Genomic DNA, 21268 nt, shown 5'->3' on the forward strand with positions numbered 1-21268 from the left:
TGTAATTGGTAATAGTATATAAAAATTAATTATTTTCCAATAGAATGTTTGATTAATTTTGAATAACCACGTATAAGAACACAGAATAATTATTCTGTGTTCTTAATTGAATTTATATCAAAAAATATAACAAACAAAATTAACAGGTAGATTATTCATATTGTTTTTCTGTTTAGAATCCCATTATTTTTTGGCTGACATAACCATTGGTAAAATCATTGGATGACGTTCTGTTTGTTCAAATAAAAAAGGTTGCAGAGTAGTCGTCATGGCTTCACCAATTTTTGATTCAGTACAATGTTTATCTCTCATAGCTTCCCGAATTGCATTGAATAATAAACGCTGGCCTTCATGAATCATATCACCAGATTCACGCATATAAACAAAACCGCGAGATAAAATATCTGGACCAGCTAAAATCTCTTTATTTTTAATATCAACAGTGGTTACAGCAATGACTAGACCTTCTTCTGAAAGAATCCGACGATCACGCAAAACAACACTACCAATATCACCAACACCACTGCCATCAACATAAACATCATTGGCATTGAAATGACCAGCTAGACGAGCAGTATCTGCCGTCAAAGCTAATACATCACCATTTTTCATAATAAAACAATTTTCAGAAGGTACACCAATATCTTGTGCCAACGATGCATGAATTTTCAACATTCTATACTCTCCATGAATTGGCATAAAGAATTTAGGCTTAATGAGACTTAACATTAATTTCTGCTCTTCCTGACCGCCATGACCAGAAGTATGAATATTATTGATTTTTCCATGAATGACTTCTGCGCCTGCTTCAGACAATAAGTTAATTAACCGATTTACGCTTGTTGTATTTCCAGGGATTGGTAAGCTAGAAAATATTACCGTGTCACCAGGATGTACACTGATTTGTCGATGTGTACCATTAGCAATCCGGCTTAAAGCTGCCATAGGTTCTCCTTGAGAGCCTGTACATAAAATCATTATTTCATTTGCGGGTAGTTGGTTTAATTCAGATGCTTCAACAAAGGTGCCATCAGGAACATTTATATAGCCTAGTCGTTGACCATTAACAATAGCATTTTCCATACTACGTCCAAAAACAGCGATTTTACGTCCGGTATTCACTGCTGCTTCTGCTGCTTGTTGTAAACGATAAATGTTTGAAGCAAAACTAGCAAAGATAATTCTTCCTTCAATTTTTTCAACGATTTTTAAAATAGAAGAACCAATCGTCTTTTCAGATTTCGTAAAGGTTGGAATTTCCGCATTGGTACTGTCAGATAATAGGCAGAGAACTCCCTCTTCACCTAACTTTGCCATACGATGCAAATTGGCAGGTTCACCAACTGGAGTAAAATCAAATTTAAAGTCACCCGTTTGAATGATATTGCCAGAAGGCGTTTTAACAACAATTCCTAAGGCATCAGGAATACTATGAGTGGTTCGGAAAAAACTAACGGCTGTTTTTCGGAAACGTATTACTGAATCTTCATTAATTTCATGTAGTTCGGCATCACGTAGTAACCCATGTTCGTCAAGTTTATTGGTGATAAGAGCTAGTGCTAAAGGCCCAGCATAAATTGGAATATTTACCTGTTTTAAAAGATAAGGGACACCACCAATATGATCTTCATGTCCATGAGTAATCACAAGAGCTTTGACTTTATTAATGTTTTGTACAATATAACTATAATCTGGAATAACATAATCAATACCTAAGAGGTCATCTTCAGGAAATTTTATTCCTGCATCAATTAAAATAATTTCATCTTGAAATTGCACACCATACGTATTTTTTCCAATTTCTCCTAAGCCGCCTACAGCAAAAATGCCAGTTTCGTTATTTTTAATGTTTACCTTCATATTAAAACTCCGTTAAAGAAAAATCGGCGTTCTCTTTTTCGTAAGCTAGATGATTTTCTTCTAATAATTGAACATATTCAATATTATATGAAGTATTTTTTTCAAGAATACTTCGAACAGCTACTTCGCTTTCTGCTTCCATATAAAGAGATTTTGTTTCTTCGCGTTTTTGGATTTCTAACTTTTGTTTCTTGATAATAAACTTTAAATATCATATAGATATCTCCTTTTATATATTTTAATAAATTAATTTACCTGCAAAATTTTGAACACAACAAAATTAGGTGGAAAACCACCCATTAAAAAACAATGTTCAATTAGAAACAAAAGTTACTAATTGAAATGAAGTCTAGCCGTTACTTCATCTTTGCTTTAGTAAAAAGTACCTCAATTGTGTTGTAGCTTTAAACGTTGTGTTAGATAATAATTAAGATCATTTTATCACAGAATGAATAAGAAGTATAGGAAGAGAAACCTGACTTTGAAATTTTATGAAGAGCTTCTTTTTATATTATCAGGTATACTAAAGAAAGAAGATACAAATATTGGTTGATAATATAAAACAACTTTTTTCTAAAGACCTTATTGTATTAAAGATTGCTTTTTGATACAGTGAAAGAACGAAATGATAGAAATGAAGGAGATGATTGAGTGAAATTAATCTGGCAGTATACAATCAAATATAAAAAATTATTACTTGCAGATTTTATCTGTGTATTTGGTTTTATACTTATTGAATTGGGGTTACCAACAATTTTAGCTCGAATGATTGATAAGGGAATCGCAGAAAAAGATTTTAACTATATCAAACAACAGGGCCTATTAATGATCATTATTACCATAATCGGTGTAGCCTTAGATATTTTCTTAGGATATTTTTGTGCAAGAATTACAACAAATATAGTACGTGATATTCGAGATGATTTATTTGAAAAAATTCAAACTTTTTCACATAGAGAATATGAAGCAATTGGCGTATCTTCCTTAATTACTAGAACAACTAATGACTCTTATCAAATTATGCTTTTTATGAATACTGTTTTACGTATTGGATTTTTGACGCCAATGATGTTTATAACAAGTTTATTTATTGTTCTAAAATCAAATCTAATATTAGGTCTATATGTATTAGGAGCTTTACCTTTATTATTACTTGCAATTATTGCTATTACTAAAATTTCTAATCCCTTATCAAAAAAGCAACAAAACAATTTAGATGGTGTTAATGGTATTTTAAGAGAAAATCTTTCAGGTTTACGAGTAATTCGAGCATTTGTAAATGAAAAATTTGAAGAAAAACGATTTTCTAAAGTAAATGAGGCATATACCAAAAGTTCACAAAATCTATTTCGTTTAATGGCAGCTGCACAACCAGGTTTTTATTTTTTGTTCAATATTGTTATGGTATTAATTATATGGCATGGCTCCTTACAGATTAATTCTGGTTCTTTACTCGTCGGAAATTTGATTGCATTCATTGAATATATCTTTCATGCTTTATTTTCCTTTATGATGTTTGCTAGCGTTTTTACTATGTATCTACGTGCTGCCGTTTCGGCTAAGCGGATTCAGGAAGCTTTCGATCTGACTCCTGAAATTATGGAAAATAATCATGGAGTTACACAAACAAAAACAAAGGGCTATCTAGAGTTTAAAAATGTTACGTTTGCCTATCCGGGACATGCTGAAAGTCCTGTTATTCGTAATGTTAGTTTTACTGCATCACCAGGTGAAACGATTGCCTTTATAGGAAGTACTGGAAGTGGTAAATCAACATTAATTCAATTAATCCCACGTTTTTATGATGTATCTGAAGGACAAATCTTGGTTGATGGGATAGATGTTCGTGATTATCGTCTAAGTACATTAAGAAGTAAAATTGGTTATATTCCACAAAAGGCTTTATTGTTTACAGGAACTATTGCTGATAATCTACGTTATGGTAAAGCAGATGCTACCTTGGAAGAAATGAAAAAAGCTGCAGAGATTGCACAAGCGACCGACTTTATTTCTAAAAAACCAGAAGGATTTAATGAACAACTATCCGAAGGTGGAGCAAATTTTTCAGGTGGACAAAAGCAGCGTCTGGCAATTGCTCGAGCAGTCATTAGACAACCGGAAATTTATATATTTGACGATAGTTTTTCCGCTTTGGATTATCAGACAGACGCAAAACTTCGTGCCCGTTTAAAAGAAGTGACGCACCAGTCTACGGTTATGATTGTTGCGCAGCGTGTTGGAACAATTATGCAAGCAGATAAAATTATTGTTTTAAACGAGGGGGATATTGTTGGTATTGGTACACACAAAGAATTACTTGCAACATGTCCAATTTATTATGATATTGCGGCATCTCAACTATCAAAGGAGGAATTAGCATGAAAAAAGCAATTTCTTCGATGGAACGTTTAGGAAAATATATTAAGCCATATAGACTAACTTTTTATTCAGTGATCTTTCTAACTATCTTAACAACTGTATTCAATGTTACCATTCCCTATGTTACCGGACTTCCAACAACTCGAATCAGTAAAGATATTGCTCAGGGAAAACCATTAGAATTTACGTACATTTTTTGGTGCCTTTTTTGGCTACTGATTATTGGTATTGGTTATTGTGTTTCACAATTTTTATCGAATTACTTAATGACAAATGTTGTTCAGAATGCTATGAGAGACCTACGAAAAGATATCGAGGAAAAAATTAATCGATTACCCGTTTCTTATTTTGATAAAAATCAGCAGGGAAACATTTTATCTCGGGTAACCAATGATGTTGATGCTGTGAGTAACGCATTACAACAAAGTTTTATTAATATCATTTCAGCAATATTAGGTATAATTATGGCCGTTGCTATGATGTTTTATATTAATACTTTAATGGCACTATTTTCTATACTGATGATCCCATTGTCTATCGTTATTTCGCAAACTCTTATCAGGTTTTCTCAAAAATATTTTTATGGCATGCAAAATACCTTAGGAGAATTAAATGGTTTTGTTCAAGAAAACATGACTGGGTTTAGCGTTTTAAAACTATATGGACGTGAAAAAGAAACCTTAAACAAATTTAAAAAGGTAAATCATAAATTAAATCAACTTGGATTCAAAGCAACCTTCATCTCAGGTATAATGATGCCTTTAGTACAACTGACAGCTTATAGTACGTATATAGGAATGGCTGTTCTAGGAAGTTATTTTGCCATTACAGGTATTATTGTTGTTGGACAGCTTCAAGCATTTATTCAGTATATTTGGCAGGTCAATCAACCCATGGGAAATATTACACAACTTGCTACAGCATTACAAAGTGCTTCCGCTGCAACAACTCGTGTATTTGAAATTTTAGATCAACAAGAAGAACCATTAAATGAACAAGATATTCCATTACCAGAACCTATTCATGGTAATGTTGAATTTGATCATGTAAGTTTTAGCTATGATCCAAAGAAACCGTTGATTAAGAATTTAAGTTTTAAAGTAAAAGCCGGACAAACAGTGGCAATTGTCGGCCCAACAGGTGCAGGAAAAACCACTTTGATTAACTTATTGATGCGTTTTTATGATGTCAATTATGGAGCAATCAAGATAGATGGAATAGACACAAAAAAAATGAATAGAAGTGATGTTCGTTCAGTTTTTGGTATGGTTTTACAAGATGCATGGCTATATAAAGGAACTATTGTAGATAATATTCGTTTTGGGAAATTGGATGCTACGGATTATGAAGTCGTTGATGCAGCTAAAACGGCAAATGTAAATCACTTTATTCGAACAATGCCAAATGGTTATGAAATGGAAATTAATGCAGAAGGAGACAATATATCTTTAGGGCAAAAACAATTATTAACTATTGCCCGGGCAGTTATTTCAGATCCAAAAATTTTGATTTTAGATGAAGCAACGAGTTCTGTAGATACCCGTTTAGAAGCATTAATCCAAAAAGCGATGGATCAGGTCATGAGAGGACGTACTAGCTTTGTAATTGCTCATCGGCTCTCGACTATTCGTGAAGCTGATCTTATTTTGGTAATGAACCAGGGAGAGATTATTGAAAAAGGTACCCACATAGAATTATTAGAACAAGGTGGTTTTTATGAGAAGCTTTATAATAGTCAGTTCGCCGAAGAAAGTGAATAAAGTAAAATTGATAAGTAAAAAATAATTATCTTTCAATTTTATTGAAACAAAGGATTGAATTTTGTTAGAATTCAATCCTTTTCAATTATAAGTACATTTTTACATATTAGAACATCATATTTGCAAATAATATTTATTGATGATATTTTTTAGTCAATATATAGAAAATTAAGAAAGATTGTTGAGATTGTTTTTTTTTAACTTTTAATTTTAAAAATCAATTGATTAGTAATTTTTATTATGATATTTTATATCTGCTTTAAAGCAGAATCAAGAAGGCTAAACTAAGAAAATTTTTGATTGCTACTAATTTTTTAAAGAATAGTTACTTAGTTATTTTATTCAATATTTTCAGGATTGATTATTATGTTTATTCTGATAATATTGATTTATTTTTTCTTATTACTTTTTTATACTAAATTGATCAAGTCGGGTGGATATGAGTGGAAAAATATTTTATTGCAGATAGTGCAGAGCTTTATGGCGACGTAACTTTAGGAGAAAATACAAACATTCGGTTTCAAGTAGTTGCAAGAGGAGATAGCAACATTATTACAATTGGTGATAATACAAATATTCAAGCTGGTTCCATTTTACATGTTGATCATGATGCACCTTCAAAAATAGGTAAAAATATAACTATTGGTCATTTGTGTTTATTGCATGGATGTCAGATTAAAGAAGGTGCCTTAGTAGGCATGAATACAACGATTCTAAATCATGCAGTTATTGGTGAAAATAGTATGATTGGTGCTGGCTCACTAGTTACAGAGCGAACAATAATTCCACCTAATGTTTTGGCATTCGGTCGACCAGCACGTGTCATAAGACCATTAACAGAAGAAGAAATTGAAAAAAATTTGTTAAATATTTGGCATTATACGCAATTGGCCAGGGAGTATCAAATGGGTAAGTATATTCGTATAAATGGGGGGCATGCAAGTAATGAAAAAGATTAAAGTAATGACAATTTTTGGGACACGTCCGGAAGCGGTAAAAATGGCGCCATTAGTGAAAAAATTGGAGGATTACCCAGAATTATTTGAAAGTATTGTTACTGTTACTGCCCAACATAGAGAAATGTTAGATCAGGTTTTAGCAGACTTTTCAATTGTTCCTAATTACGATTTGGATATTATGAAAGAAGGGCAAACACTAACAGAAATTACTAGTCGGGTGTTAGAGCAGCTAACAAAAATAATAGAAGAGGAGAATCCAAAAATTGTTTTAGTCCATGGTGATACAACCACTTCTGTTGCTGCAGCTCTAGCTGGTTTTTATGAAAAAATTGAAATTGGTCATGTTGAAGCAGGATTACGAACATGGGAAAAATATTCACCATTTCCAGAAGAAATGAATCGACAATTGGTTGATACCTTATCAGACATTTATTTTGCTCCAACAAAAACAAGTGAAGAAAATTTATTAAAAGAGAATCACGCTAAAAAAAAGATCTATGTAACGGGAAATACATCTATTGACGCTATGAAGTATACAATTCAGAAAGATTATCATCATCCTACGCTTGATAAGATACCTAAAAAACAAAAAATTATTATGTTAACGATGCACCGACGAGAAAATTGGGGCGAATCTATTGTGCAAGTCTTTAAAGCAATCAAACAAGTAGTGGAAAACTATTCAAGTGTTGAGGTTATTTTTCCAATGCATAAAAATCCACTTGTTCGTCAGATCGCTGAAAAATATCTATCAGGAAATAAACGTATTCACCTAATTGAGCCTTTAGATGTTAAAGATTTTCAAAATTTTATCGCACGCAGTTATTTAATATTAACTGATTCTGGTGGTATCCAAGAAGAAGCTCCCTCTCTAGGAGTTCCTATGCTAGTGTTACGTTATACAACTGAACGTCCAGAAGGTATTGCTGCTGGAACGTTAAAATTAATAGGAACCAAAGAAAAAACTAGATGTATATATGGAGGAAAATATTGTGCCAATTTTGGATTTGGATGATAGTGTTGGTGAATTTTCATCTGTTGGAAATTGTTCCCTGGGAACGAACTTTCGTTTATTACTTTTAGATAAAAATCAAAACCGACAATCTTTTAATGCTAAGTTAGATTCAGATATAGGTGAAATTTATATTAAGGACTACTCAAAAAAATATTTAGATGAAGAAATGCTACTTATGATAAATCCTAGATTACAATCATTGCAGCTAAGTGGACCAAGTGGTGTCCTAAATAGTAATCTACCAATTGTAGATTTACGAACCTAAAAATCAGAAAATAAAAATCAATAAAAAAATTAATTATTTCAACTAATCGTTGAACTGATAAAAGAGTTAAGTAAGATATTCAGTTAAAAATAAGAAATTTAAAAGATAATTTTAATAGTAATAAGAATTTTTTGTTTATAAAGATAGTTTCAATAATTATCTATTTGACTTAAAACTGTGGAAGATAGAGCAATCATCTATCTTCCATAGTTATTTTATATTAGGAAATGTAATATTTGTTTTTTATTTTTTTATCATTATCGGTCGCTTTCATGGACAATATCCTAATGTTTTTCAACTAGTAGGATAAATTTATTAATTTTCTCGTTTGATGTTTATAAATTGGTTAGTAAAGTCAATTTGCCAGTAGTATATTCGAATATTCTATTAATGAAAAGCTAATTATAAATTTTATCTATTCTTTATGTTGGATAGTTGAATGGTTAATAACTACAATTGGTTCATTACATAATCATTCAATGTATTAAATTAAAAAAGAAAATTTAGTAATTGGTTGATTTTTTTCTGGATGCGCTTATTAAGATAAATATTTATATAAAATATAAAAAATAGATGGCTATTAATAATGTAGATAGAATATTTTTTCAGATAAAGAATTTATTGAATAACATAAACAAGTTAAAAATTTTTGATCTGTCATATAAATTTAATGAACATTCAAAATTAATGAGATAGGTACAATTGTTGGTATGACAATTGTATTTTTAGTTTAATTAATTAAATCTTCATTTGATTGATTATAGCAAAAAAGATAGAGAGAAAACCAATTTCAATAAATAGATCAAAAAATTATTAATTGAAATGGTGGTCATTTCTATATCTTTTTCATTTTCCTATTATTATTGTTTTTTGGCTTCCTTTATTACCTGATCTAACGTTTGATCAAGTTTCTTCATTTGTGCTTCGTTAAAAACTTTTTTGCCCTCTTCATGTAAATTTTTAATATCTTCATTGGTGATCTCAGTTTTATTTTCTTTAATCTGTTCAATGAGATAGTTTAATTGTGCATCAATCGTTTTATCAATCATTTTTTCATTATCATAATTTGGTGTAAAGGATTTAGAATTTTTGATCGAAGTAACATGATTAAAGAGTTCTTCTAATTTTTGTTTTGAAATAATTTTCTTTTTATCAGGCAATTTAATAGTTGCTTTTTGTTTTTTAGGTTGTGAGGATAAAACAAAATTTATTTTTGTCTTTTGTTTTTGGTTGTCTTTTTGTTTTAACGATAAAAGGACACGGGTAGTAGATTTATAATTTTCTTTATTGATAGAATGAGTTATTTTTAATTCATCAACATTCTTTTTTATAGTTTCTTTCAGATTTTTTAGCTGTTGTGCTGTTGTGTGTTGATAATTTTGTTTTGTTTTCTTATCTTCTTTCATTAATCGATCATAAGTATCTAAAAATGTTATACATTCTTCTTTAGTAATTACATGACTTAATGTATTATCTTTTTTGGTGAATAAATCTTTATTTGTTTTTTTCAATGTTTGTTTGATTGCTTCATTCATTTTATTTTTTTCAAAGTAAATCATTGTATTTTTTTGATTTTTTGATAAAAGTTGGTTTATATCAAAGTATTTATCGTCTAGCTGTTTTAGATCAACTGGAGATATGGGTGCTGGTTTTCCTAGGGAAGAAGCAAGTGCAGCAATATCAGAAAAGAAGTTAGTAGACAAGTAGGTTTTATCTTTTTTTCCAATCAGTTGGATTGAGAATTTCTGGCTAAATAATTTTCCATTCATTGTTAAATCATATAGATTGGACTTTTTATTGCATGTATAGTGACCATTAATATGTAGAGACTGCAATTGGTCGATAAATATTTTTGTATAAGCTTGTTCTTTTAATTCAGGAATAGTTAATTCTTTCATGGTTAATTGATAATTTCTATTTTGTATAGATGGTTGATCAAGTTTTTCTAATGTGTCAATGTAGGATTGTCGCGTACCACATGCAGTGAATAGAAGAAGCATTATTCCTAGTGTTAGTAATAGATACAATTTTTTCTTTGTCATGTCATTACCCCTTTCTTATAGTTAATAGTTTACATGTAATGAACAAACTATTAAATATAAATCAAAATAAAAATTAAAAAATTTATTTATTAATGAATGTAATATTGCTAATAATATGAATTGAAAAAATTAAGTATACACAATATATTAAAAAACAATCTATAATTTAGGATCATAAGGAAGATTTATTGTTAATTATTTTTATAGTAGAAGCAAATTTATAACCATATGCCTTATTCTTACTCTGAATAAATAGGTGGTTAAAAATATTTTTATTTCTATGTGTAATTTGCTATGTAGATATAAATGATATATTTTGTATTTTTATGTATATGTTGAATAGTAATTAAATAGCTATTTACAAATCTGAGAAGTAATTTCTTGTTGCGTTGATTTTTTTTGTTCAGCTATTTTTCTATAGAGTAAGGATTTGCTAACACCTGTTAACTGGGTAATTTCTTTAATTGAATACTGTTTTGATTGATATAAATTTAATGCTTTTTCGATCACCTGACTATCTTTTGGCGGTCTACCACCTAATCTTCCTCTGGCTCTAGCAGCGATTAAATCTGCGTTTGTTCGTTCAACAATAATATCTCTTTCCAATTCTGCAATGCTTGCCATCAAACGAAAAAAGAATCTGCCCATTGAGGTAGATGTATCTACGTTATCCTGAATAGAAATGAATTGGATATTATTTTCAGAAAAATATTCAGCTAGTTCAATTAAATGTTTTGTTGAAGGAGAAATACGATCAAATTTATAAACAGCTATTGTATCACCAGGGGAGAGAATATTCAAAAGAGCTTGTAATTCTTGACGTTCACGTTTTTTGCCTGAAGCTTTCTCTTTATAGATGATAATTGCACCTAACTTTTTTAAAGCATCAATTTGCAGTTCTAAATTTTGATCTTGTGTTGATACTCTGGCATATCCAAATATTCTTGCCATATTTCTAGGTTCTTTTCATTAATTTTGTTAATATTATAGGTTATAAAATATTTTATTTAAAGGTGAAATTATGTTATTTAAAAATAATTAGATGAAAAAATAATTAAAATTGTATAAATAAATCATAAAATAGATATTAATGACTAGGAATTAATATCTATTTTTTATTTTGTTGAATTAATTTAGATATATATACGCAAAAATAGTTTAAAAGATACTTATTAATGAAAATAATTTATAGGTGTCTTTTTCAATTAAATTTATTAGACAGTTTTTTGTTAATTCCATTAAAATTTAAATTTTTGGAAAATCCTTCTAAAAGTGTTTATTGATGTATTTATCTAGGAAAAAAGAATGAAGGACTGTCATTAAATAACAGTAATAACCATTATGGGCATTACTTAGTAAATTATTTCAAATAATACTCCTATTTAAGATTGGAAAATTATTCTAAAAGAATGGTATAGGAAGGAAGAATTTTTTTAAACTAGCAACTGATAAGACTCACATTTATATCATTTAATTGAGGAAGATACTTTTTGAACTACATAAAAGTTGTATATGTTATAAATAATTTCAATATTATGAATTGAACTTTTATTAAATAGAGAAGAAGTAAAGAAGATATAATGCCTAAATAATGAAACAGTTAATTAAAGAAAAATATATAAATATTTGAACTCTCAATAAGGAATGGAATAATAATTATTTAGGATGAAATAAATAACTATAATTTGAATAAATTTGATAACTAAATAGATAATATTTTTTATTGTTTAAAAATATTTTAAATTAACTATTTATTTAATTGTTCAACTTATTATTTTTAATTAAAAGAATCCGTTTTGTACTATTTGATAAACTATAGCTAGATTTCTTTCAAAATCAATTACGATTTTATATATACAAACAATATAAAAAAAAATTATTTATAGAAATTATTTATATATAATTGAAATTTATCTTACAAATATAAAAAATAAATAGTTATTTTGTTTTTATAAGAGTAAATTTTTTAAATCTAGTAATGTTGTTTAAAAAACGTTCGTTTTAAGGACAATTTTTTATTTTGCTGACAAGCATTTAAATATTACAAAATAAATAACATAATGTCAATATATATTTTTATTTGAATTGTATTTTTATACTTTTAAAATATAGATAATATAACAATAATTATTTAATTAAAAAGTTTACGTTACTGATCAGTCTCTAAAACGAATGTTTTAGAGACTGATCAGTAATTGCTTAGGCAAGATTACTTACTTAAAAGTAAGGATTTTTTAGATAGTATTAGCATTCTTAATAGCTAACAGATAATAGGAAAACTAGGTAATTTATTTTTATGGCTAGAAAAATTTGAAAAAGTACAGTTAAAAATAAAATACAATTATTCATTTATTTTTGAATAGCATTTTGTGAATAGATTTCTTGATTATTTTTAAAATTAGATCTCTAAAACAAGCTATACAATTGATAATTATTATTAATAATATTTTTTTGAAATGTATTTATTTTTATTATTACTGATTCAAATTTTAAACTAAATTTATATTTTTAGGGAGGGAAAATTCATGCTTAGTTGATTGAAAATTTAGAAAATTAGAATAAAAATTATTTAGGAGGAATCTAATGAGGATAAGAAATAAAATAACAAAATGGTTCACTTTTATTTATATTGTATTTAATATATTAAATCCATTACATACCGTTTATGCTATGGAAATAGAAAATTTTCAAACCTACGAAAATGGAAATAGTTATATTACTAATAGTCATTTAGAAAAAAATAGTAAGGAAGTTGTAAATGGTGATACATTAAATCTTTATGACCAACTAAAATATAACGTTGATTTTTCAATTGATCATAACAAATTTAAACAAGGGGACATACTTGTTTTTGACATTCCAAAGGAATTAGATATTACAGATAATTTCAAATTTACTTTAGGAACACCAGATGGTCGTTCTGAAGTTGGTAAAATGGAAGTAAAAAAAGATCTTTCTGGTAAATATAAAGCCTATTTAACATTTACTACAGATTATATTGAGACCCATTCATCATTTAAAGGATCATTTGTTTTAATGTGTACATTGAATAGTAGATATGTAAGTGGAGGCAGCAACATAATTCCACTTCCGGACGGGTCTATTAATATTAATGTTGATGTACCAGTTAGACCAAGTAGCAGTAGTGAATCTAAGTAGTACACCTCCTTCAAGTAGTAGTAGTAGCAGTGAAGATAAAAGTGATGGTGATTTAAGTAAAATTGCTTATCAGGAAAAAAGCAAGGATGGTACAAAGTATATTCGTTGGATTGTAGATTTTGGCGAAAATACATTAATGGAAAAATTGGGTATTCATTCTTTAGACGAATTAGATTCTCTATATATTGAAGACACTCCTAAGGAACAGACATTTATTGATCATTCAACAGTTGATAATAAAATTCCACAGGGAACCTATCTATCTATGAATATACGAGATAAATATAATAAAAGTTGGGAAAAATACCTGAATGAACAGCAAGCTGGAATAGCAGCAGACAAGCGATCGATGAAGGTTAATATTCTTCCAACCTTACTAGAAGAAAAAAATGATAGAAATGAAGATGGGAAAAAACCAGTTTCGTTAATTTATACAACAAAACCAGATGACCCTTCAAAAACAACAAATTATACTAATCATGTTAAAATCATTGCTCATTTAAAAAAAGATCCCAATAATCCAAAGGAAGAATCAAAAGATGGTATCGTTAGTTGGGACGGTAAAGATGACAGTCATGGCAATAAAGAAATAGTAAAAACTGGCCGACAAGTGAAGGCTTCTGATAGCAATCAATATATCAATTGGAACATTTCATTTGGTTACAAGAAATTATTTGAGAAACTAAATATTCACTCTCTTGATGAATTATCTTCTTTAACGATCAGTGACTCACCTGAAAATCAAACTTTTAAGACCTTATTTAATGGTTCATGAGGTGGACTACAGGTATCTAGAAATGCGAACCCAGGGAGAGATTGGAACAAAGATCTATCATTCAATGAGATGGGAATATCGGCCGATAAAAGAACTATGTCTATGGATCTTTTACCTCATTTATTAGGTGAAATGAAAGAGTCAGGAAATGATAGTGGCAAGGAAGCAAATCTTTCCTATGCGACAATTCCAGATAATCCAAAAGAAAGCAGGAAAGTAAATAATAAGGTAAAGATAACTGCTCACTTTAAAAATAACTCTAAACCAACTGATATAGATATAGAAGGCTCAACTCCATGGGAGGGGTTTACACCTCCAGGAGATAGAGAAGAAATACCTACAAAGTCAGGAACACAAAAAGAAAATAAAAATCATGATAGGTACTTGCAATGGCAAGTAAAAATGCATATTCCTTCAATCAAAAAATTAGCGGGCGTTGAAAAATTAAGTGACCTGAAGGCCTTATATTTTGAGGATACACCAGAAAAACAAAAATTTATTCCGTTTGATATTACTTTTCCATCTGGTTATATCCCAAAGGATACCTATTTACGAATGGATACTCCAAACAATTCATCAATTAAAGTTACATATTTAAATGATAAAGATGCTGGTGTATCACAAGATAAAAAAATATTGAAGACTGATCTCCTACCTCATTTATTAAAAGTAATGAGTGGATCAGAGGAGCAACTAGATAAAAATACTTTTCTTTACTATACAACAACGCCGGATGTTTCATGGATCAATCAAGTAGTAAAGAATAATGCAAAAATAACTGCTTATACTAAAGCTAATCCAGACAGACCAGTGAGCTGGGAATTAAAAGAACAAACGCGTTGGGACAATGGTGGTGGAAATATCTATGGTTCGACAGCTGGAATAAAGATCTCAAAGGTTGATGCAGAAACGAAAAAAGCATTGGCCGGTGCGCAATTTGATATTTATAATAGTGACAATAAAAAAATAGGCAGTCTAACTACTGATCAAAATGGACAAGCACAATACCCACAAAAATCTACAGATGTTACTGATGGTCTAATTATTGGTGATTATTATTTAAAGGAGACAAAAGCACCTAGTGGATATCAAATTAATTCAAACAATACTTATAATTTTTCTATTACAAAAGATGATTTAAAACAGTCTACCTTTGAAAATATGTATTACAAACAAAAAACAATTGAAAATCAGCGTCAAGATGAAAAGATTGATATTAATGGAACAAAAACCTGGGAAGATAACAACGATCAAGACGGCAAACGACCAGAAAAAATAGTCATTCACCTATTAAAAAATGGTAAAGAGATTGATTCTAAAGAAGTGACAAAAGCACAAAACTGGCAATATAGTTTCAAAAATCTGCCTAAAAATGAAAATGGCAAAGAGAATAACTATGCAATCACAGAAAACGTAGTGCCAGGCTATGAAGCAATACCAAATGGCTATAATCTAACAAATAAACATACACCAGAAAAAACAGAAATATCCGGAACAAAAACCTGGGATGACAACAATAACCAAGATAGGAAACGTCCGGAAAAAATCACCGTTCATTTAATGAATGGTAACAAAGAAGTAGCGACTAAAGAAGTAAGTGAAAAAGATGGCTGGAAATACAGCTTCACTGGCATACCTGTTTACGAAAACGGCAAAAAAATCGAGTATACTTTAAAAGAAGATCAAGTACCAGGCTATACTACTAAAGTAGATGGCTATAATCTAACAAATAAATATACGCCAGAAACAACCGAAGTATCCGGAGCAAAAACCTGGGATGACAACAACGATCAAGATGGCAAACGTCCAGAAAAGATCACAGTTCGTTTAATGAATGGTGACAAAGAAGTGGCAACCAAAGAAGTAAGCGAAAAAGAGGGCTGGAAGTATAGCTTTACTGGCCTACCTGTTTATGAAAAAGGTCAGAAGATCCATTACAGTATTAAAGAAGACAAAGTAGCGGGATATACGACCTTGACGAAAGGCACTGAACCTTGTCAACACCCATGTACCAGAAGTAACAGAAGTATCTGGAACAAAAACGTGGGAAGATAATAACAACCAAGATGGCAAACGCCCAGAAAAAATCACAGTTCGTTTAATGAATGGTGACAAAGAGGTAGCGAGTAAAGAAGTAAGTGAAAAAGAAGGCTGGAAGTACAGCTTCACCGGCCTACCTGTTTATGAAAAAGGTCAAAAGATTTCCTACATGATCAAAGAAGATAGAGTAATGGGATATGCGACAGTAATAAAAGGATACAATTTAATAAATATATATAAACCGAACAAACCAAATGAACCTAATAAACCAAACAAACCAACCAAACCAAACAAACCAAATAACCCAAAAGGTGGTCATGAAAAACCAAAACAACCAACTCCTAATGGAAAAGAGGTTTATCCGAAAACCAATGAACAAACTAGTTTTAGTTGGTTAGCGGCTGGATTGGTGCTTATTTCTGCGACTGATTCAATATTTTGGCGAAAAAAAGCACGAGCTAAATTGTAATCATTTATTATAATTTTATAAATGGATTATCTAAAACTTCTTTATTAATTGTTTATAAACAATTAATAAAGAAGTTTTAATTTGTATTGAGTCGTTTTGTTTTGTAGTTGATTATAAATTAGTTTAAAATGTAAATAAATATTTGTTATAAGCTTTTTATATTTTACAAGGATATATGTTATAATTAGTTATTAATTATTTAATAATAATGTCTTTTTGTATAATTTTTAAGCTTAAAATTTTGTTATTTTTTACTTGAAATATCATATGAAATATTTTTGTAATACTTTTAAAGTATAATTGCAATATAACTATGTTAAAATTTAATCACTTATTAAGAAATTATTAAAATTTTACCAATATAAAATAATTTGGAGGAATGAAAGTGAAAAAACGTGTTTTAATGTCATGTTTGTTAGTTGGTATAATCATATTTTCCACTACTACCATACCAGCTATTGCTTTGGCTGAGAACGTTGATAAAAAAATTGAACAAAAAGAAAATGAAATTTCAAAAATCAAAAATAAAAAAGCCTCTCTTGTTAGCGAGACGGCTACATTAGAAGCTAGTATTTCTTCTATCTTTGACAAGGGACTAAAATTAAAGAAACAACAGTCCGATTTAGAATTAAAGTCTAAACAGCTAAATCAAGAAATTAATTTATTAAACGAACGTATTAAAAAACGTTCTATAGCGATTAAAGACCAAGCACGTGATGTTCAAGTTAATGGGCAGAGTACAACATTTATTGATGCAGTAATAAATGCTGAATCGGTTTATGATGCTATCGGACGTGTACAAGCTATCTCTACGATTATGGGTGCAAATAATAAGTTAATTACACAACAAAAAACAGACAAAGAATTAGTAGAGAAAAAACAAACTGAAAATATAGAAAAAATTCAAAAACTTAAAGAAACAAAATTAGCAATGGAAGCAGAAAAGAAAAATCTTCTTGCTAAACAATCTCAGTTTGATGAATTAAAGGCTTCGCTTGACTCAGAACAAGCAACTGCTGAGAAATCAAAATCTACTCTTAATAAACAGAAAGATTTAGATAAGGCAGCTAAAGATAAACAAATACACATTGCAACAGCACAACAAGCGAAAAAGAAAGAAATTGCAAATAAAAAAGTTGAAAATGTAAATCCAACAAAAGAAAGTCAAGAGAAAAAACAAGAAGTTCCAAAAGTAGTTAGTGAACCAAAGAAAACAAATGTGGAGCATACTAATACTAGTAATGATGAACAAAATAAACCAAAGGAACCTGTTCATAAACCAGAAAAAGATCCTAAAATTCCAACACCACATGATAATGATTCCTCAGATGCAACATTGCAAGCATTGAATGCATTACGTACATCTCATGGATTAAAGCCTGTAAGTTGGGATGGAGGATTAGCAGCTTCAGCGGCAGGAAGGGCTGCATTGGTTGAAGGATCAAATTGGACAATTCCTTCAGATCACTGGTCTAGAGGGGATGAGGTAATCGCAATGATGTTTGCACCGGGAGAATCTGTGATTATGGCTTGGTACAATGAAACCAATATGACAACGTCATCTGGAAGTGGACATCGTGATTGGGAAATGAATCCATCAATTACACGGGTTGGTTTTGGTTATAGTGGTAGTACAATTGTTGGACATTCGGCATAATTTATATTACTTATAATACAATACAGTCATTCTTTTGAAGAATGGCTGTTTTTTATCTAAATAACAGAATAATTTATCTATATTGATAATTTTTATCTAATATGGAATGAAAGTAGATTTCTCTAATAAAATCTATTTTTTTTCCATGATTTTTTAAAAGGATTGAGTTTGATGTGAATTTAATTTATATTGAAAGTGGTTACATAAAAAGGAGGGATTAAATGAAACCAATTGATACAAAAGCAATAACAATACAAGATCCATACATTCACAAGGCACAAGAAAATGTTATTCATTATTTATTGAGTTTAGATGTCCAAAAGTTTCTTTTTGAATTTTATAAAGTTGCAGGGATGAAACCATTAACTGAAAGTGGCTATCAAGGATGGGAACGAAGTGATCAAGTTAATTTTAGAGGTCATTTCTTTGGCCATTTTCTATCAGCTTTAGCATTATCTTATCAAGCTGAAAAACAACCTATTTTAAAGAAAAAAATCCATCAACAAATAAAGACAGCAATAACAGGATTAAAAGCTATTCAGAAAAATTATGCAAAACAACATCCAGAACATGCCGGTTATATTTCAGCATTTAAAGAAGTAGCTTTGGATGAGGTAGAGGGAAAACCGGTTGATCCAAAAGAGAAAGAAAATGTCTTAGTGCCATGGTATAACCTGCATAAAATTTTAGCTGGATTATTAGAAGTGAATATTTCTTTAAAAGAGGTAGATTCACAATTAAGTAAGGAAGCTTTATTTATCGCAAGTTGGTTTGGTGATTATATCTATAAACGTATGATGAACTTGACAGATAAAAATCAAATGTTAACTATTGAATATGGTGGTATGAATGATGCATTGTATTATTTATTTGAATTAACACAAAAAAAGGAACATGCAATTGCGGCAACTTATTTTGACGAAGATAACTTATTCAATCAGCTAGCTAATGATGAAAATGTATTGCCTGGTAAACATGCAAATACAACGATTCCTAAATTGATTGGTGCATTAAAACGCTATATGGTTTTTCAATCAGAAGATCTATCTGCATGGTTGTCAAATGAAGAAAAGGAACATTTAATGAGCTATTTCAAAGCAGCGGAAAACTTTTGGCAGATCGTTGTTGACAATCATACCTATTGTACAGGTGGAAATAGTCAAAGCGAACATTTCCATGGACCAAATGAACTTTTTTACGATTCGGAAATTCGTCAAGGTGATTGCACATGTGAGACTTGCAATACACATAATATGTTAAAATTGACAAGAAAACTTTATGAATGTACGAAAGATCCTAAATATCTGGATTATTATGAAACAACCTATATTAATGCTATTCTGGCTTCACAAAATTCTAAAACAGGGATGATGATGTACTTTCAACCGATGGGAGCAGGTTATAATAAAGTATATAATCGGCCTTATGATGAATTCTGGTGTTGCTCTGGTACCGGGATTGAAAGTTTTTCTAAGCTAGCTGACACCTATTATTTTAAAGAAAATAATCGCTTATTTGTAAATTTATATTTTTCCAATACTTTAAAATTGAAAGAGAATAATTTAAAAATTATTCAGAAAACTGATCGTAAAAATGGAAATGTAACTATTGATTTGAAGACATTAACAGATAAAAATATTATTCAGCCACTTCAATTAGCATTACGATTACCAAACTGGGCGAAGCAAGTAACGATTAAAAAAGGTAAAAAACTATTAAACTATAAATCACATTTAGGATTTGCCTATTTATCAGGATTAGTTACAGCAAATGATCAAATTATATTAGAAATGGAACAAGAACTTCAGTTACTAGATACTCCTGACAATACAAATTATATTGCTTTCAAATATGGACCCTATATATTAGCAGGAGAACTAGGGACAGACCGATTAGAAGAAGATAATCCAAATGGTATTTTAGTACGTGTTGGGACAAAACATCCTTTATTAGCGGATACGTTAACCGTAGCAGATGATGAAGAATGGCGAAATAATTATAAATCATATCTAAAACCAATCGAAAGACCAAATAAATTGATTGCTTTTTCTATTGAAAATACTAATGAACAGCTTACCTTTTCACCTTATTATGAGTTACACGATCAGCGATATGGAATTTATTTTAAACTACAAAAACAGGATTCAAAAGAAATGCAGACAGCAATTAAAGAAAAGAAAAGAATTATAAGAGAAAACGATCAGTTGCTTGATGAATTGCATAACTTTGATGGAAATAATAGTGAATATGGGAAAAAATTAGCTTATCAACGGTCAAGCACTGGGAATTTTTTAGGGAGACGTTATCGAATCGCTCAAAAAGAAGGTTGGTTTAGTTATGAATTTTCTGCTAAAAGTTTTGGAAAAATTTATCTTGAAATCACTTTTCATAGTCAGGATGTTGGAAAAGAATGTTTGCTCATTTTGAATAACAATAAAAATGAACGTCAATTACTTTCAGTTGAAGACTTTGCTGAAGAGGGATTTATTACTAAAACCTTGTTAGTTTCTGAGGATCAAATTATTGAAGGTAAATTAAATTTAATGATTAAAGCAACGATGGCAGAAACACCACCTATTTTCTCAATTAGACTTTTAAAAAATGTCACTTATAGTGAAAATGCTTACTTAGAAACTGTTAAGGTTACTAATGGACAGTTATTAAGCTTTGCTGATCATCAGATTGAAATTAAAATGACTCCAGAAACAGTTGTATCTTTTACCTTACCAAATAACGGTGGCTTAGTTTACCTAAACGATGTTCTAATATATGAAGGCATACCAAGAAAGATAGCTAGAGGAGACCACAAACTCACGGTTTTTGCTGAAGACCATCTTCATCAAAAAGATTACTCACTCTCTATCATTGAATAAATAAAGGAGTTAGAC

The 21268-nt window shown here is 29.8% G+C and carries 14 protein-coding genes and 1 pseudogene; 11 read left to right on the forward strand and 4 right to left on the reverse strand.

Annotated elements, in window-relative coordinates; genetic code table 11:
* Nucleotides 1–183: 183 nt before the first annotated feature.
* Both rnjA and MPTP_RS00865 read right to left on the reverse strand, forming a co-directional pair.
* The gene (rnjA, locus tag MPTP_RS00860) at nt 184–1860 is read right to left on the reverse strand and encodes a ribonuclease J1 (RefSeq protein WP_013773120.1); all 1677 of its coding nucleotides are present in this window, start codon (nt 1858–1860) and stop codon (nt 184–186) included.
* 1 nt (nt 1861) lies between these two features.
* Nucleotides 1862–2075: pseudogene (locus tag MPTP_RS00865) on the reverse strand (DNA-directed RNA polymerase subunit epsilon).
* 436 nt (nt 2076–2511) lie between these two features.
* Here MPTP_RS00865 and MPTP_RS00870 point away from each other — a divergent pair.
* From MPTP_RS00870 to MPTP_RS00890, 5 genes are all read left to right on the forward strand, one after another.
* Nucleotides 2512–4242 carry an ABC transporter ATP-binding protein gene (locus MPTP_RS00870; protein WP_013773122.1) on the forward strand — a complete coding sequence of 577 codons (1731 nt, stop codon included), beginning with the start codon at nt 2512–2514 and terminating at the stop codon, nt 4240–4242.
* Entirely contained in the window at nt 4239–5999 is a 1761-nt protein-coding gene (locus MPTP_RS00875; protein WP_013773123.1) for an ABC transporter ATP-binding protein, read from the forward strand. The genes MPTP_RS00870 and MPTP_RS00875 overlap by 4 nt, the downstream gene beginning before the upstream one ends.
* A gap of 443 nt (nt 6000–6442) precedes the next feature.
* Nucleotides 6443–6958: a gamma carbonic anhydrase family protein gene (locus MPTP_RS00880; protein WP_013773124.1), complete on the forward strand. Its 516-nt coding sequence runs from the start codon at nt 6443–6445 to the stop codon at nt 6956–6958.
* The gene (gene wecB, locus MPTP_RS00885; protein ID WP_013773125.1) at nt 6945–7973 is read left to right on the forward strand and encodes a non-hydrolyzing UDP-N-acetylglucosamine 2-epimerase; all 1029 of its coding nucleotides are present in this window, start codon (nt 6945–6947) and stop codon (nt 7971–7973) included. Before MPTP_RS00880 ends, wecB begins: the two co-directional genes overlap by 14 nt.
* Nucleotides 7936–8238, forward strand: a complete 303-nt coding sequence (locus MPTP_RS00890; protein WP_048589691.1) for an iron-sulfur cluster biosynthesis family protein — start codon at nt 7936–7938, stop codon at nt 8236–8238. Before wecB ends, MPTP_RS00890 begins: the two co-directional genes overlap by 38 nt.
* 860 nt (nt 8239–9098) lie before the next feature.
* Here MPTP_RS00890 and MPTP_RS00895 read toward each other — a convergent pair.
* Nucleotides 9099–10280 (reverse strand): hypothetical protein, encoded by a 1182-nt coding sequence (locus MPTP_RS00895; RefSeq protein WP_013773127.1) that lies wholly within the window; start codon nt 10278–10280, stop codon nt 9099–9101.
* A gap of 354 nt (nt 10281–10634) precedes the next feature.
* Nucleotides 10635–11231: a recombinase family protein gene (locus tag MPTP_RS00900; protein WP_013773128.1), complete on the reverse strand. Its 597-nt coding sequence runs from the start codon at nt 11229–11231 to the stop codon at nt 10635–10637.
* Between the two features lie 1632 nt (nt 11232–12863).
* Between MPTP_RS00900 and MPTP_RS00905 the strand changes: the two genes are divergently transcribed.
* The 6 genes from MPTP_RS00905 to MPTP_RS00930 all read left to right on the forward strand — a co-directional run bounded on the left by MPTP_RS00905 (nt 12864) and on the right by MPTP_RS00930 (nt 21253).
* Entirely contained in the window at nt 12864–13439 is a 576-nt protein-coding gene (locus tag MPTP_RS00905; RefSeq protein ID WP_013773129.1) for an Ig-like domain-containing protein, read from the forward strand.
* Nucleotides 13399–14214: a hypothetical protein gene (locus MPTP_RS00910; protein WP_148267220.1), complete on the forward strand. Its 816-nt coding sequence runs from the start codon at nt 13399–13401 to the stop codon at nt 14212–14214. The genes MPTP_RS00905 and MPTP_RS00910 overlap by 41 nt, the downstream gene beginning before the upstream one ends.
* A 96-nt stretch (nt 14215–14310) precedes the next feature.
* Nucleotides 14311–16269, forward strand: coding sequence for a Cna B-type domain-containing protein (locus tag MPTP_RS09545; protein WP_231849648.1), 1959 nt, complete (start codon nt 14311–14313; stop codon nt 16267–16269).
* 31 nt (nt 16270–16300) lie between these two features.
* Complete coding sequence (locus tag MPTP_RS09550) at nt 16301–16723, forward strand: Cna B-type domain-containing protein (RefSeq protein WP_231849667.1); 423 nt, start codon at nt 16301–16303, stop codon at nt 16721–16723.
* Nucleotides 16724–17108: 385 nt separating this feature from the next.
* Nucleotides 17109–18380 (forward strand): PcsB-like coiled-coil domain-containing protein, encoded by a 1272-nt coding sequence (locus tag MPTP_RS00925; protein WP_013773133.1) that lies wholly within the window; start codon nt 17109–17111, stop codon nt 18378–18380.
* A 221-nt stretch (nt 18381–18601) separates the two neighbouring features.
* Nucleotides 18602–21253 carry a glycoside hydrolase family 127 protein gene (locus tag MPTP_RS00930; protein ID WP_013773134.1) on the forward strand — a complete coding sequence of 884 codons (2652 nt, stop codon included), beginning with the start codon at nt 18602–18604 and terminating at the stop codon, nt 21251–21253.
* Nucleotides 21254–21268: the final 15 nt, after the last annotated feature.

The sequence above is a fragment of the Melissococcus plutonius ATCC 35311 genome (assembly GCF_000270185.1).
In the GTDB taxonomy this organism is placed as follows: Bacteria; Bacillota; Bacilli; order Lactobacillales; family Enterococcaceae; genus Melissococcus; species Melissococcus plutonius.